General features: G+C 67.5%; 14 protein-coding genes and 1 tRNA gene. 14 read left to right on the top strand and 1 reads right to left on the bottom strand.

Annotation, left to right across the window (positions count from 1 at the left end):
* The 8 genes from clpX to VHS75_RS19030 form a co-directional block, all read left to right on the top strand.
* A partial coding sequence (gene clpX / locus VHS75_RS19065) for an ATP-dependent Clp protease ATP-binding subunit ClpX (protein WP_329640198.1) occupies positions 1-935 on the top strand: 935 nt, incomplete at its 5' end.
* Between the two features lie 131 nt (positions 936-1,066).
* Complete coding sequence (locus tag VHS75_RS19060) at positions 1,067-1,672, top strand: hypothetical protein (protein ID WP_329640197.1); 606 nt, start codon at positions 1,067-1,069, stop codon at positions 1,670-1,672.
* A gap of 37 nt (positions 1,673-1,709) precedes the next feature.
* On the top strand, positions 1,710-2,093 hold the full coding sequence (locus tag VHS75_RS19055) for a VOC family protein (protein ID WP_329640196.1): 384 nt from the start codon (positions 1,710-1,712) through the stop codon (positions 2,091-2,093).
* On the top strand, positions 2,090-3,511 hold the full coding sequence (locus VHS75_RS19050; RefSeq protein ID WP_329640195.1) for an MFS transporter: 1,422 nt from the start codon (positions 2,090-2,092) through the stop codon (positions 3,509-3,511). Before VHS75_RS19055 ends, VHS75_RS19050 begins: the two co-directional genes overlap by 4 nt.
* A 40-nt stretch (positions 3,512-3,551) precedes the next feature.
* The gene (locus VHS75_RS19045; RefSeq protein WP_329640194.1) at positions 3,552-4,277 is read left to right on the top strand and encodes an SDR family oxidoreductase; all 726 of its coding nucleotides are present in this window, start codon (positions 3,552-3,554) and stop codon (positions 4,275-4,277) included.
* A 3-nt stretch (positions 4,278-4,280) separates the two neighbouring features.
* Positions 4,281-4,883: a 2-hydroxychromene-2-carboxylate isomerase gene (locus tag VHS75_RS19040; RefSeq protein WP_329640193.1), complete on the top strand. Its 603-nt coding sequence runs from the start codon at positions 4,281-4,283 to the stop codon at positions 4,881-4,883.
* Between the two features lie 301 nt (positions 4,884-5,184).
* Positions 5,185-7,581, top strand: a complete 2,397-nt coding sequence (lon, locus tag VHS75_RS19035) for an endopeptidase La (RefSeq protein WP_329640192.1) — start codon at positions 5,185-5,187, stop codon at positions 7,579-7,581.
* A gap of 172 nt (positions 7,582-7,753) precedes the next feature.
* The gene (locus VHS75_RS19030; RefSeq protein WP_329640191.1) at positions 7,754-8,029 is read left to right on the top strand and encodes an HU family DNA-binding protein; all 276 of its coding nucleotides are present in this window, start codon (positions 7,754-7,756) and stop codon (positions 8,027-8,029) included.
* An 18-nt stretch (positions 8,030-8,047) separates the two neighbouring features.
* Here the strand turns inward: VHS75_RS19030 and VHS75_RS19025 are convergent.
* Positions 8,048-8,124: transfer RNA gene (locus tag VHS75_RS19025), tRNA-Val, on the bottom strand.
* Between the two features lie 61 nt (positions 8,125-8,185).
* Here VHS75_RS19025 and VHS75_RS19020 point away from each other — a divergent pair.
* From VHS75_RS19020 to VHS75_RS18995, 6 genes are all read left to right on the top strand, one after another.
* Entirely contained in the window at positions 8,186-9,073 is an 888-nt protein-coding gene (locus VHS75_RS19020) for an alpha/beta hydrolase (protein ID WP_329640190.1), read from the top strand.
* Between the two features lie 64 nt (positions 9,074-9,137).
* Positions 9,138-10,547 carry a peptide MFS transporter gene (locus VHS75_RS19015; protein ID WP_329640189.1) on the top strand — a complete coding sequence of 470 codons (1,410 nt, stop codon included), beginning with the start codon at positions 9,138-9,140 and terminating at the stop codon, positions 10,545-10,547.
* A 6-nt stretch (positions 10,548-10,553) separates the two neighbouring features.
* Complete coding sequence (locus VHS75_RS19010) at positions 10,554-11,486, top strand: aldo/keto reductase (RefSeq protein ID WP_329640188.1); 933 nt, start codon at positions 10,554-10,556, stop codon at positions 11,484-11,486.
* 58 nt (positions 11,487-11,544) lie between these two features.
* Positions 11,545-13,467: an NAD(P)/FAD-dependent oxidoreductase gene (locus tag VHS75_RS19005; protein WP_329640187.1), complete on the top strand. Its 1,923-nt coding sequence runs from the start codon at positions 11,545-11,547 to the stop codon at positions 13,465-13,467.
* A gap of 13 nt (positions 13,468-13,480) precedes the next feature.
* Positions 13,481-14,203 carry a dienelactone hydrolase family protein gene (locus VHS75_RS19000; protein WP_329640186.1) on the top strand — a complete coding sequence of 241 codons (723 nt, stop codon included), beginning with the start codon at positions 13,481-13,483 and terminating at the stop codon, positions 14,201-14,203.
* Positions 14,204-14,205: 2 nt separating this feature from the next.
* Positions 14,206-14,622 carry an MliC family protein gene (locus VHS75_RS18995; RefSeq protein ID WP_329640185.1) on the top strand — a complete coding sequence of 139 codons (417 nt, stop codon included), beginning with the start codon at positions 14,206-14,208 and terminating at the stop codon, positions 14,620-14,622.
* Positions 14,623-14,624: the final 2 nt, after the last annotated feature.

Below are 14,624 nucleotides of genomic sequence, written 5' to 3'. Positions count from 1 at the left end.
CCAAGTCCAACATCCTGCTGGTCGGGCCGACCGGTTCGGGCAAGACGCTGCTGGCCCAGACCCTGGCGCGCATCATCGACGTGCCCTTCACCATGGCCGACGCCACCACCCTGACCGAAGCCGGTTATGTGGGCGAGGACGTCGAGAACATCATCCTCAAGCTGCTGCAGGCGGCCGACTACAATGTGGAGCGGGCTCAGCGCGGCATCGTCTATATCGACGAAGTCGACAAGATCAGCCGCAAGTCCGACAACCCCTCGATCACCCGCGACGTGTCGGGCGAGGGCGTGCAACAGGCCCTGCTGAAGATCATGGAAGGCACCGTCGCCTCCGTGCCGCCGCAGGGCGGGCGCAAGCATCCGCAGCAGGAGTTCCTGCAGGTCGACACCACCAACATCCTGTTCATCTGCGGCGGGGCGTTCTCGGGCCTCGAGAAGATCATCTCGGCGCGCGGGCAGGGCACCTCGATCGGCTTCGGCGCCAAGGTCACCGACCCGGACGAGCGCCGCACCGGCGAGATCTTCCGCCAGGTGGAGCCGGACGACCTGCTGCGCTTCGGCCTAATCCCGGAGTTCGTCGGCCGTCTGCCGGTGATCGCCACCCTGGACGACCTGGACGAGAAAGCCCTGGTGAAGATCCTCACGGAGCCGAAGAACGCCTTCGTGAAGCAGTACGTGCGCCTGTTCGACATGGAGAATGTCGGCCTGACGTTCACCGACGACGCCCTGAACGCCGTGGCCCGCAAGGCCATCGCGCGCAAGACCGGGGCACGGGGCCTGCGCTCGATCCTCGAGGCGATCCTGCTCGACACCATGTACGAGCTGCCCACCTACGACGGCGTCGAAGAGGTGGTGGTCAACGCCGAGGTGGTCGAAGGCCGCGCTCAGCCGCTGATCATCTACGCCGAACGCCGCGACAAGGGCGGTGCGGCTTAAGCGCCGATCCCGTCGTCTAGCTGAAAGAGTAAGTCGAGGCCCCGCGGGCGACTGCGGGGCCTTCGTCTTTTCGGCGCGTGGCTTCTGTGCTGATCTTGCCCCGTGGCAAGGTTACGAAGGGCGAACACACCGTGAAAGCCATCCTTCCCATCCTTCTGCTGATGCTCCAGCCAGGCGTCGTTATGGCCCAGGTCGCTCCGCCGCCCCCGAGCGGCCGTCCCCCGGTGGGAGCTGTGCGCCTCGCGCCTCGGGTGACGGTGGATGAGGTCGTCGTGCTGCCGCGGGCCGCATGCCTCGCGCCAAAGCAGGATCCGGACGTCGCGCCGCCGAAGATCGTCAGCACCTTTCCCGCGCAGGGCGACGTGGTTCGCCCGGGCGTGCTGGTGGTGCGGATCACGTTTGATCGACCTATGAGCTGCGACGGGTTCTTCTTCTCCGACCCCATCCTCAACCAAGCCTGTCGCAAGATTGAGCAGGACATGCTGCTCAGCCTGGATCGCATGACGGTGCGCACGATCTGCCACCCGCCGGGCTCCAGCACCTTCAGTCTATGGCTTAATGAGAACCCGGCGAGCGGGCCGCGCCCAAACCTCAAGAACCAGTTCATCAGCCTGGCGGGATGGCCGGCCCAGCCACTTCGGCTCGAATTCTCGACCTCCGGCGCCCGGCGCGTGCGAACCCTGCGCGAGGCTCTGCTGGAGGATCCGAATCCCGGGATCGCCAACCTTCAGCGTTAGCCGGTCCGTTCCTTCGAAGCGCAGCAGAAGGTCATCAATGGCGATCATCGGTCTGGACCACGTCAACATCCGAACGACCGATCTGGCTCGAACCCAGGCCTTCTTCACCCAGGTGCTTGGCCTGACGGTCGGCTGGCGGCCGGACTTCAGCTTTGGCGGGGCCTGGCTCTACGCCGGCGGCAAGGACGTGGTGCACCTGGTTGAGGTCAGCCGCGCCGGGACCGCCAGCAAGGGCTCGTCCCTTGACCACTTCGCCTTCGCCATCGACGACTATGAGGACGCCCGCCGCCGGCTCGAAGCAGCCGGGATCGCCTATGAGGCCGGCGCGGCGCCCAACGGCGGCATCCGCCAGTTCTTCGTCACCGAGTTCAATGGCGTGACCTTTGAACTCAATTGCCGAGATCCGGGCGGCGGCGCGTGAGCCACCCGCCCAGCGACCGCGCCCTGGCGCACGCCGCCGAGGCGGTCGTCCATCCGGCGAGGGCGCAGGGCTGGGTGCTGGCGGGTACGGTGCTGGGCTCCGGCCTGGCGTTCATCGATAGCTCGGCGGTCAACCTCACCTTGCCGGTGATCCAGCAGCAGCTGGGCGGCGGCGTGGCGGCTGCTCAATGGATCATGAACGCCTACGCCCTGCTGCTGAGCGCCCTGGTGCTGGCCGGCGGCGCAGCGGCCGACCGCTATGGGCGCAAACGGGTGTTCGTCGCGGGCGTGGCCTTGTTCACCGCGGCGTCGGTGGCCTGCGGCCTGGCGCCCAGCGTGCCGGTGCTGATCGCCGCGCGCGCGGTGCAGGGCATGGGCGCGGCCCTGCTGACCCCAGCCAGCCTGGCGCTGCTGGGCGCGGCCTATGACGCCAAGGCGCGAGGGCAGGCGGTGGGGATCTGGGCGGGGGCCAGCGGGCTCACCAGCGCCGCGGGGCCGGTGCTGGGCGGCTGGCTGACCCAGGCGATCTCCTGGCGAGCGGTGTTCTTCATCAACCTGCCGGTGGCGGCGGTCGCGGTCTGGCTGGTGATGGCCAACGCGAAGGAGAGCAAGGGCGCGCGGTCGGGCGCGGTGGACTACGCGGGCGCTGCGGCGGTCACGGCAGGCCTGGCCGCGGTCACCTGGGCCCTGACGGTAGCGCCAAAGCAGGGCCCCGACTTGGCCGTGCTCAGCGCCGGTGGGTTCGGGGTCGCCGCGCTTGTGGGGTTCCTCGTCATCGAAGGACATGCCGTTAACCCGATGATGCCGTTGATGCTTTTCAAATCGGCGACCTTTTCCGGCGTCAATGCGCTCACCCTGGTGCTCTATGCCGCGCTTGGCGGCGCGCTGTTCCTGCTGCCGTTCGAGCTGATCCGCAGCCACGGCTATCCACCGTCGGCGGCGGGGGCGGCGCTGCTGCCGCTGTCGATCGGGCTGGCGGTCCTCTCGCCGATCGCCGGGCGTGTGACATCGCGCATTGGGGCGCGGCCGATGCTGATCGTGGGGCCCCTGCTGGTGGGCGTCGGCTTCGGCCTGTTGGCGGTGTTCAGCGGCGTGCGCAGCTACTGGATAGGCGTCCTGCCCGGCCTTTCGGTGCTGGCGCTGGGCATGGGGATCGCGGTCGCCCCGCTTACCGACACGGTGCTCGAAGCCGTGGTCGACGAGTACGAGGGCGCGGCCGCCGGCATCAACAACGCCGTGGCCCGGGTCGCCGGCCTCCTGGCCGTGGCTCTGGTCGGCTTCGTCGTCGGCGGGTCCGATCCGCGGTCCGTCGCCGCCGGGTACCGCGAGGCGATGATCGCGGCGGCGGTGGCCTCGGCGCTGGCGGCGCTGATCGCGGCCCTGACGATCCACACGGCGAAAAGGACCAAGTCCGGTTAGGCGCCTTGCCACGATATGATGATCGTCATCTAATGCCGAGATGGCAGACAAGGCGATCATCGTCATCGGGGCCGGCGACGCGCTGGGCGGGGCGATCGCGCGGCGGTTCGCCCGCGAAGGCTACGCCGCCGTCATCGTGCGCCGCCACGCCGACCAGCTTGAATCTCTGGCTGCGGCGATCCGCGACGCCGGCGGCGAAGCCCACCCCTTCGGCGTCGATGCGCGGCAGGAAGACCAGATGGTCGCCCTGTTCGCCAAGGTTGAGGCCGAGATCGCGCCGGTCGAGGTTTGCGTCTTCAACATCGGCGCAAATGTCCGCTTTCCGATCACGGAGACCACAGCCCGCGTCTTCCTGAAGGTCTGGGAGATGGCCTGCTTCTCCGGCTTCCTGGCCGGCCGCGAAGCGGCCAAGCTGATGACGCCGCGCGGCCGCGGCACGGTGATCTTCACCGGCGCCACCGCCAGCGTCCGCGGCCGCGACGGCTTCGCCGCTTTCGCCGCGGCCAAGCACGGCCTGCGTGCGGTGGCGCAGAGCATGGCCCGCGAACTCGGCCCCAAGGGCGTGCATGTGGCCCACACCATTATCGACGGAGCCATTGACACCGCCTGGATCGCCGAGAATTTCCCCGAGCGTTATGTGACGAAAACGCAGGACGGAATCCTCAATCCGGAGCACATTGCCGATGCCTATTGGGCGCTACACGCCCAGCCGCGCGACGCCTGGACCCACGAGCTGGACCTTCGCCCCTGGATGGAGGCCTGGTGATCTATGACCCAATCCACGACGGTAAAGACCGTGGAGTTCCTGTTCGATTTCGGCAGTCCCGCCAGCTACCTGGCCTACAAGCGTGTCCCGCAGATGGCGGAACGGGTCGCCGCGCGGGTCGACTATGTGCCGATGCTGCTGGGCGGGGTCTTCAAGGCGACCGGCAACGCCTCGCCGGCCACGGTCCCGGCCAAGGGTCGCTGGATGAACGCCGACCTGGCGCGTTGGGCCAGGCGCTTCGGGACGGAGTTCAACCGCAATCCGTTTTTCCCGATCAACACCCTGCACCTGATGCGCGGGGCCACGGGCCTGATCGAGGACACCCGCTTCTTCGCCTATCTGGAGGCGGTGTTCGACGCCATGTGGCGGGAGCCGAAGAACCTGGGGGAACCGGCCGAGCTGGTCCCGGTCCTGCGCCGCGCAGGCCTGGAGGCCGACGAGTTCCGCGCGCTCACCGAACGTGACGACGTCAAGGGACGCCTTAAGGCCACGACAGAGCGCGCGGTCGAGCGTGGCGTCTTCGGCGCGCCGACCTTCTTCGTGGGCGAGGAGATGTTCTTCGGCCAGGACCGGATGGACTTCGTGGAAGAGGCGCTGGCCGCCTGAACGGGTCGTCTTGCCGATCTTTACCTTCGCACCCACATCTTATGGCAAGGGTCGGGGCATAGATTTGCCCGCGTCACCCCGCCGTCACCGCTCAAGCTGAGATGTGATCCCCGGTGGGACCCAGTGTCGCGCAAAGGTATCGCCCCGCTTGAACCATGGGCCAAACGGTCCACATAAATCACCGAAAGCCGTCGCCTACGGGGACGGACGGATCGTCCGACTCAAACGCATCGTCTGAGTGACTGCGATCCGATAGGCCGGGCTGCGAGACAAACGCGGCCGGTCAGGAGTTCAGAGCATCATGTCCGAGATCAAGATCCTCCCGATCCTGCCGTTGCGGGACATCGTCATCTTCCCGCACCAGCCGGCGCCGCTCTTTGTGGGCCGGGAAAAATCGGTGCGCGCCTTGGAAGAGGCGATGAAGAAGGACGGCAAGCAGATCCTGCTCGCCACCCAGAAAGACAAGGACGACGACGACCCCTCGCCCGACGGCATCTACGACGTCGGCATCGTCGCCACCGTCCTGCAACTGCTGAAGCTGCCCGACGGCACCGTGAAGGTGCTGGTGGAAGGCCGCGCGCGCGCCGGCATCACCCGGTTCACCAGCGAGAGCGAGTTCTACGAAGCCGAGATCGCCTATGTGGCGGAAGACGGCGCGGCGTCGGCCGAGGCGGAGGCGCTGAGCCGTGCGGTCGTCGAGCAGTTCGAAAACTATGTGAAGCTGAACAAGAAGGTCCCGCCGGAAGCCCTGGCCTCGATCCCACAGATCGAGAACCCCGGGGAACTGGCCGACCGCATCGCCAGCCACCTGTCGGTGAAGATCGCCGAGAAGCAGCAGCTGCTGGAAATCTTCAACGTCGTGAAGCGCCTGGAGAAGGTCTACGCCCTGATGGAGGGCGAGATCTCGGTCATGCAGACCGAGAAGAAGATCCGCAACCGCGTGAAGCGGCAGATGGAGAAGACCCAGCGCGAGTACTATCTGAACGAGCAGATGAAGGCGATCCAGCGCGAGCTGGGCGAGCAGGACGATCAGCGCGATGAGCTGCTCGAGCTCGAAAAGCGCATCAAAAAGGTCAAGCTCTCCAAGGAAGCCCGCGCCAAGGCCGACAGCGAGCTGAAGAAGCTGCGCAACATGAGCCCGATGTCGGCGGAATCCACCGTCGTGCGGAACTACCTCGACTGGTTGCTGTCGATTCCGTGGGGCAAGGGGAAGATCAAGCCGATCGACCTGCAAAAGGCCGAGGACATCCTCGAAGGCGACCACTACGGCCTGGAGAAGGTCAAGGAACGGATTCTGGAGTACCTGGCGGTGCAAAGCCGCGTGGGGTCGCTGAAAGGTCCGATCCTTTGCCTCGTCGGGCCTCCCGGCGTCGGCAAGACCTCGCTCGGTCGCTCGATCGCCAAGGCCACAGGACGTGAGTTCGTCCGGGTGTCCCTGGGCGGCGTGCGCGACGAGGCCGAGATCCGCGGCCACCGCCGGACCTACATCGGCTCCATGCCCGGCAAGATCATCCAGTCGATGAAGAAGGCCAAGTCGACCAATGCCTTCTTCCTGCTGGACGAGATCGACAAGATGGGCAGCGACTGGCGGGGCGACCCGTCCTCGGCCCTGCTCGAGGTGCTGGACCCGGCGCAGAATTCGACCTTCGGCGACCACTACCTGGAAGTCGACTACGACCTGTCGCCGGTGATGTTCGTCACCACGGCCAACAGCCTGAACATGCCCCAGCCGCTGCTGGACCGCATGGAGATCATCCGCATCCCCGGCTACACCGAGGACGAGAAGCTGGAGATCGCCAAGCGGCACATCCTGGCCAAGCTGACCAAGGACCATGGGCTGAAGCCGGAAGAGTTCATCGTTCCGGACTCATCGATCCGCGACCTGATCCGCTACTACACCCGCGAAAGCGGCGTGCGGTCGCTGGAGCGGGAGCTGGGCAACCTGGCCCGAAAGACGGTGCGCGACCTGGGCCGTGAGAACGTCCTGACGATCACCATCGATGCGGAGCGTCTGGCGAAATACGCCGGCGTGCGGAAGTATAAGTACGGCGAGATGGACGCCGAGGATCAGGTCGGGATCATCACTGGCCTGGCCTACACCGACTTCGGCGGCGACATCCTGACCATCGAGGCGGTCAAGATGCCGGGCAAGGGCCGTATGACGGTGACCGGCAACCTGAAGGACGTGATGAAGGAGTCGATCTCGGCGGCGAACAGCTACGTCCGCAGCCGGGCCACCAAGTTCGGCCTTGAACCGCCGAGCTTCGAGCGGACCGACGTCCACATCCACGTGCCGGACGGCGCCACGCCCAAGGACGGTCCGTCCGCCGGCGCGGCCATGGCCACCGCGATCGTCTCGGTCCTGACCGGGATCCCGATCAAGAAGGACATCGCCATGACCGGCGAGGTCACGCTGCGAGGCCGGGTCACCGCCATCGGCGGCTTGAAGGAAAAGCTGCTCGCGGCCCTGCGCTCGGGCGTCAAGACCGTGCTGATCCCCTCGGAGAACGAGAAGGACCTGGCCGACATCCCGGACAACGTGAAGTCCGAGATGACCATCATCCCGGTCTCGACCATGGATGAGGTGCTGGCCCAGGCCCTGACCCGTCAGCCGGTGGCGATCGAATGGTCGGAGGCTGACGCCCCGCCGATCTCGGTCGCTGAGGACCCGGACGCAGAGTCGGTGCTGACCCACTAATCGGCGTTCACCGGTCTTCGCTGATCACTTCTTATGTCATCGGGCGGCGCGGGAGCATTTCCCGCGCCGCTCTCGTTTGACGGCCACGCTCGGACAGGCCTTAATTCGAAAAAGGGATGAGGGGCGTGGGGGCCCTTCCGCCGAAAACAAGAACAGGTGGGAGAGATTGACGATGACGAAGGCGGAGCTCGTTGAGCAGATGGCCGACAAGGCGGGGCTGAACAAGGCCCAGGCCAAAGACGCCCTGGACGCCTTCATTTCCTCGGTTTCGATCTCGCTCAAGGCCGGCAAGGAAGTGCGCCTGGTGGGTTTCGGCAGCTTCGTGCCGATCAAGCGCCCGGCCGGCACCGCCCGCAATCCGCGTACCGGCGAGACGGTGAAGCGCAAGGCCTCCCAGACCTGCCGCTTCCGCGTCGGCGATGCGTTGAAGAGCGCGCTGAACCCCTGAGCCGGCCATCGGCGAGGGTGGTGGGCGGCGAGGGATTCGAACCCCCGACCCTCTCGGTGTAAACGAGATGCTCTAACCAGCTGAGCTAGCCGCCCTTGGGTCGCTTCTAAACCAGATGGGACGTGGGCTGGAAGCGGGGTTCGAGCGGTGATCAAGTTGGCGGTAGTCTTGGGCATGGTGATCGCCGCAACCTCCGTCGCCGCCGAACCCGCCTCGATCGACGCCTACATGGCCCAGCCGCGCCATGCGGCCGATGAGGTTGTCCGCTACGGCCCCGCGCCGTCGCAGGTGGCCGAACTGTTCCTGCCGAAGGCGAAGGGACCGCATCCGGTCGTGATCCTGCTGCACGGGGGCTGCTTCCTGAAGCAGTACGAGGGCTTTGCGCAGACCAGCGCCATCGCCGCCGACCTGGCGGGCCGGGGCTATGCGGTTTGGAATGTCGAGTACCGCAAGCTGGGCGAGGCCGGCGCCGGGTATCCGGGAACCTTCCAGGACGTGGCGACGGCCATCGACCTGCTGCGGGCGGAGCCGCCGAAGCGCGACCTCGACCTTAGCCGCGTGATCGCGGTGGGCCATTCGGCCGGCGGCCATCTGGCGTTGTGGGCGGCGAGCCGCGGCCGCATCCCCGCGTCCAGTCCGCTTCATGCCGCCGATCCGTTGAAGATCGGGGCAGTCATCAGCCTGGCCGGCATCGGCGACCTGAAGGGGCAGGGCCGGGTGTTCGCCGCGCCCTGCGGCGACGACACCATCGACCGTCTGGTCGACACAGCCGGGCGCAAGGACCCGTTCGCGGACACCTCGCCAGCGGAGCTGCTGCCGAGCGGCGTCAAGGTGGTTATGGTGCACGGCGTCTTCGATCCGGTGATGCCGCCCTATACCGGCCGCGACTACGCCGCGAAGGTCAGGAAGGCTGGTGATCGCGCGGATGTGGAGACAATCCCGGGCGCCGCGCACTTCGACCTGGTGATCCCCACGACGGCGGCGTGGGCTGCGATCGTGGGTATCCTTGACCGCGAGATGCAGAGGTTGGCGCACGGATCATGATGGCGCCTTCCATCGCGGCGAGCTTTCGTGCCTAACTCCCGGGCTGCGTAAGGATTCTGTGCCCGTGACGACCAGCGCCGCCGCCGACGACCGCGTGTTTTTCGGCCACCCGAAGGGTCTGGCCTACCTCGCCTTCACCGAGGCCTGGGAGCGGTTCTCCTACTACGGCATGCAGACGCTTCTGGTGCTCTACATGGTGCATCAGCTCCTGCTGCCCGGGCACATCGAGAACATCGCCGGCTTCGTGCCGTTCCGCGCGGTCATCGAGCACGGCCACCCGATGAGCAACCAGGCGCTCGCCTCGGCGGTCTTCGGGCTCTACGCCGGCCTCGTCTATTTCACTCCATTCTTCGGCGGGATCCTGGCCGACCGGGTGCTGGGGCGCAGACGCACCATCATCCTGGGCGCCTGTCTGATGGCGGTCGGCCATTTCCTGATGGCCTTCGACCAGTCCTTCCTGGTGGCGCTGGTCTGCCTGATGCTGGGAACCGGCTGCTTCAAGGGCAACATCGCCACCCAGGTCGGCCATCTCTATTCCGAGACTGACAATCGCCGCGCCGACGCCTTCCAGATTTTCTACCTGGGCATCAATGCGGGCGTGATCGCGGCGCCATTCGTTGTCGGGACCCTGGCCGAAGACGTCGCCTGGCACTGGGGCTTCGGCGCGGCCGGCGTGGGGATGATCGTATCTCTGATCATCTACCTCTCAGGTCGCCGTTATCTGCCGCCAGACCTGCCCAGGACCCCTCGGGCCGACGCCGCGCCGAAGGTCCCGCTCAGCCCGCGCGACAAGCAGGCCTCGATCCTGCTGATCGCCATGCTGCCGGTGCTCGCCGCCTCGGTCGTCGGCAATCAGGAGATCTTCAACGCCTATCTGGTCTGGGCTGAGCGCAGCGCCGACCTGCACCTGTTCGGCTACAAGATCCTCACCGAGTGGATGATCTCGGTGGACTCCATCGTGTCGGTGGCGACCATCGGCGGGATGGTGGTGTTCTGGCGCTGGTGGGCCACGCACTGGGCCGAGCCGGACGAACTGGGCAAGATCATTATCGGCTGCCTGTTCGGCGCGCTCGGGGTCATCTGCCTGGCGCTGGGGACCACCATGACGCCGGCCGGCGGCAAGGTGTCGTTCGGCTGGCTGCTGGCCTTCCACCTGTTCAACGATATCGGGTTCGCCAATGTGCTGCCGGTCGGGCTGGCGCTCTACGCCCGGTCCGCCCCGCGGGCGATCGCCGGGTCGATCGTCGGCCTCTACTACCTCCATCTCTTCGCCGGGAACCTGTTCGTGGGTTGGCTGGGCGGGCAGTTGGAGAAGATGCCGGCGGTGCAGTTCTGGCTGATTCACGCGGTGCTGGTCGGCGGCGCGGGCCTTGTGTTCTTCGTCGTGCGCCTGTTCTTCGGCTCGCTGCTGGCGCCCGCCCTGCCGTTCGAAGAGGTGCTGGCGACGGACCTGGCCCAGCCCACGGCGCGCTGAGCGCCGATGCGCTATCGCCCGCTTGGCCGCACTGGATTTGAGGTCTCCGAAATCGGCTTCGGCGCGGCGAGCTGGTGGGGCAAGCCGCAGTTCTCGGAAGCCTCGGCGATCCGCCTGGTCCATGCGGCGCTGGACGGCGGGGTCACTGTCTTCGACACCGGGGCGAGCTATTCCGGCGGCCACGCCGAGGCGCGGCTGGGCCGGGCGCTCAAGGGGCGGGGTGATGGCCTGGTGGTGGCCAGCAAGGCCGGCACCTTCGCCAAGGACGGCCGGATCGGGCGGGATTTCTCTGCGGCGGCCATCGTGGCCAGTACGGAGGCTAGCCTGCGCAAGCTCGACCTCGAGACCCTGCCGCTGCTGCAACTCCACGGGCCCGGCGTCGCCGAACTGACCGATGAGCTACGGGCGGCGCTCGCGGACCTGAAGGGCAGGGGCCTAGTCCGGGCTCTGGGCGTCAACAGCTTCGACCCGGCTGTGATCGAACACGTGCTCGGCCTGTCGGACTTCGACACGGTGATGGTCGACTACAATGTCCTGCGCCCGGAGCGTGAGCCGCTGATCGCCCGCGCGGTCGCTGCTGGCAAGGCGGTGCTGGCGGGCATGCCGCTGGCCATGGGCCACACCGGCGGACAGGTCGCTAAGCTGCGGGCCCCGCGCGACCTCTGGTACGCGGCCCGCGGCCTGCTGCGGCATCGCCGCGAGGTGGAGGCCGGGGCCCGGTTCGGGTTCCTCGGCCGCACCCCGGGCATGACCGGGGCGCAAGCCGCGCTCAGCTATGTGTTGGCCAACCCGGACGTCGCCTGCGCCGTCACCGGCACAAGCCGGATGGCGCACCTGCGCGACAACCTCGCCGCTTCGGGCCTATCCCTCCCCGCGGAGACCTTGGCGGAGATCCGCGCCGCCCAATCTCGGCTTTCTTTGGCCCGGCTTTCCGGATGACAGCCGTACGGGCGCGGAGTCATGGTGCTGATCAACGATAAGTCGACGGGAAACGACCATGGCCGATGACGCCGATCTCGACCGCGCTCTGGAGGCGGCGCACCTGCCGGCCCTGATCGCCGCCATGGTCCACCTGACCGGCGACGCCGCCTGGCTGAGGCCGGAATGGACGCCGGTCTATACGCCGCTCTCGCGCGGCGAGACGGGCCTCGCCGAGGCGGTGCAGGCCGACATCCGCGCCCGGGCCAAGGCGGCGATCGCGGCCTATCTGCACGGCGCGCCGCTGAAGGCGCCGACGCCTGACACCCCGACGCTGCGAAAGATGATGGACTTCGTGGCCGGCGCGCCGATCCCGGAGACCTATGCCGACTTTCTGATCGACGAGCTGGCGATCAGCGGCAAGTCCAGCAAGGACCCGCAGTTCGAGCAGCCGGCGCTGAAGGCCGCCGCGCGCCAGCTGAAGGTGCTGGTGATCGGCGCCGGCATGTCGGGCCTGCTGGCCGGCGTCCGGCTCAACCAGGCCGGCATCGGCTTCGAGATCGTGGAATCCAACGCCGATGTGGGCGGCACCTGGCTGGTCAACACCTATCCGGGGTGCCGGGTGGACAATTCCAACCACATGTACAGCTACTCCTTCGAGCCGAACCACGCCTGGCCGCAGCATTTCTCACCCCAGCCGGAGCTGTTGAAATACTTCCGCGGCGTCGCCGCCAAGTACGGCCTGAAGAAGCACATCCGCTTCGAGACCACGGTCGAAAGCCTGACCTGGGATGAGGCGCGAGCGGTCTGGCGCGTCGAGCTGAGGGCCAAGGACGGCCGGCGCGAAACGATCGAAACCAACGCGGTGATCACCGCGGTCGGTCAGCTGAACAAGCCCCGCATGCCGCAGATCGAGGGCGTCGGGACCTTCGAGGGCCCGGCCTTCCACTCCGCCGAATGGCGCCACGATGTGGACCTGGCCGGCAAGCGGGTGGCGGTGATCGGCACCGGCGCCTCGGCCTATCAGTTCGTGCCGGAGATCGCGCCGAAGGTCGCCAAGCTCACCGTCTTCCAGCGCACGCCGCCCTGGGGCCTGCCCGTGCCGCACTACCACGAGGACGTGCCCGCCGGGATGAAGTGGCTGCTGGAGCACGTGCCTTACTACGACAAGTGGTACCGCTTCTGGCTATTCTGGATGACCACCGAGGGCTTCCTGCCGATGGTCAAGGCCGACGAGGGCTGGAACGGCCCGTCCACCGCGGTCGGCGCCGCCAACCTAATGCTGCGCGAGATGGCCGCCGAGGCCCTGGCCGCCCAGGTCGCCGACCGGCCGGACCTCTTGCCCAACGTCGTGCCGACCTACCCCGTTGGCGGCAAAAGAGCGGTGCTGGACAACGGCGTCTGGCTGGGCGCGCTGAAGCGGCCGAACGTGGAACTGGTCACCCAGGCGATCACCAAGATCACGCCTGGCGGCGTGGTCACGGCCGACGGCGTCGAGCACCCGGCCGACGTGCTGATCTACGGCACCGGCTTCACCGCCAGCCGGTTCCTCTCCGGCTTGAAGGTGATCGGCCGCGGTGGGCGCGAACTGCACGACGCCTGGGCCGGCGACGCGCGGGCCTATCTGGGCATGACCACGCCCGGCTTCCCGAACTTCTTCATGATCTACGGGCCCAACACGAACATCGTCGTGAACGGCTCGATCATCTTCTTCTCAGAGTGCTCGGTCCGCTACATCGTGGGCGCGCTTCGCCTGCTGGCGGAGACCGGGGCCAAGGCCATTGAGGTCAAGCGCGGCGTGCACGATGACTTCAACGTGCGCGTCGACGAGGCCAACAAGGGCTGGGCCTGGGGCTCGGAAGGTGTTTCCAGCTGGTACAAGAACGAGTTCGGCCGGGTGAGCCAGAACTGGCCCTTCGGCCTGATCGACTACTGGCGCGCCACCCTGGCGCCCAATCCGGACGATTTCGTGCTGACCCGCGAGCCGGAGTCGGTGGCCTGACCGGAGTTGAGCCTTGAAGACGCAAGACATTGAGTACCACGCCGATGGCGCGCGCCTGGTGGGCCACCTGGCCGTGGATGAGACGCGCGCCGGGAAGCGCCCGGGTGTCCTGGTCGCGCCGGAAGGCGGCGGCCTTGTCGACCTGACCAAGACCATCGCGCGGCGGCTGGCGGAACTGGGCTACGTCGCCTTCGCCATGGACTACTACGGCGACGGAAAGCCGCTGAGCGACCGCAACGAGGTCATGCCGCGCATCAACGCCTTCATGGCCGAGCCTTCGACGATCCGCGCGCGGGCGGCCGAGGCGCTCGCCGTGCTGGCGCGGCAGCCTGAGTGCGACCCAGCCCGGCTGGCCGCGACCGGCTACTGTTTCGGCGGAACGACGGTGCTGGAACTGGCCCGCAGCGGCGCGGACCTGAAGGCCGTCGTGGGCTTCCATTCCGGGCTCGGCACGACGCGCCCGGCCGAGTCGGGCGTCGTACGCCCCAAGATCCTCACCTGCATCGGCGCACACGACCCGATCATCCCGGCCGATCAGCGCCAGGCCTTCGAGGCGGAAATGACCGCCGCAGGCGTCGACTGGCAGATGAACGTCTACGGCGAGGCGGGCCACAGCTTCACCAATCCGGCCAGCGGCAACCTGGGCATGCCCGGCTTCGCCTATCACGCGGAGAGCGACCGCCGCAGCTGGGCCGCCATGCGCGACCTGTTCGACGAGACCCTGGGTCCCGTCTAGCCATGCGGGCCGCCGTCGCGATCCTATCGCTGCTGGCGCTGGCCGCCTGTCATGAGCGGAAGCCGGCGTCGTCCCACGCGCCGGCGGCGGCCGGGCCGGTCAATCCGGACCCAGGTGTGACGACCTATGTCTGCCTCGACGGCCAGCGGATCACCGCGGGCTATCCCGATCCGCGGACCGCCGTGGTGACCTACAAGGACCACGCCTACACCCTGAAGCTCGCGCCATCGGCGGATGGCGTGCGTTACACCGGCTATGGCCTGCAATGGTGGACGCGCGGGCCGCATGCCGCGATCGCGGCCCTGAAGGGCGGCGAGGAGACCGCGAGCGATCCTGGCCTCAACTGCACCGCGGAGGGATCGCCCTCGGCGGCCACCGTCACCCGCACCTCATTCCGTCCCTCCGAGCAACTGCGCTGACG

The organism is Phenylobacterium sp. (assembly GCF_036264965.1).
GTDB lineage: Bacteria > Pseudomonadota > Alphaproteobacteria > Caulobacterales > Caulobacteraceae > Phenylobacterium.
The sequence above is the reverse complement of the archived record's forward strand: the minus strand, read 5'-3'. Positions and strand labels throughout refer to the sequence as shown.

Coding starts and splice junctions, on each gene's coding strand:
- VHS75_RS19040 (WP_329640193.1), top strand. CDS start 4,281: ATGACCCAATCCACGACGGTAAAGACCGTGGAGTTCCTGTTCGATTTC.
- VHS75_RS19005 (WP_329640187.1), top strand. CDS start 11,545: ATGGCCGATGACGCCGATCTCGACCGCGCTCTGGAGGCGGCGCACCTG.
- VHS75_RS18995 (WP_329640185.1), top strand. CDS start 14,206: ATGCGGGCCGCCGTCGCGATCCTATCGCTGCTGGCGCTGGCCGCCTGT.
- VHS75_RS19045 (WP_329640194.1), top strand. CDS start 3,552: ATGGCAGACAAGGCGATCATCGTCATCGGGGCCGGCGACGCGCTGGGC.
- VHS75_RS19055 (WP_329640196.1), top strand. CDS start 1,710: ATGGCGATCATCGGTCTGGACCACGTCAACATCCGAACGACCGATCTG.
- lon (WP_329640192.1), top strand. CDS start 5,185: ATGTCCGAGATCAAGATCCTCCCGATCCTGCCGTTGCGGGACATCGTC.
- VHS75_RS19010 (WP_329640188.1), top strand. CDS start 10,554: ATGCGCTATCGCCCGCTTGGCCGCACTGGATTTGAGGTCTCCGAAATC.
- VHS75_RS19030 (WP_329640191.1), top strand. CDS start 7,754: ATGACGAAGGCGGAGCTCGTTGAGCAGATGGCCGACAAGGCGGGGCTG.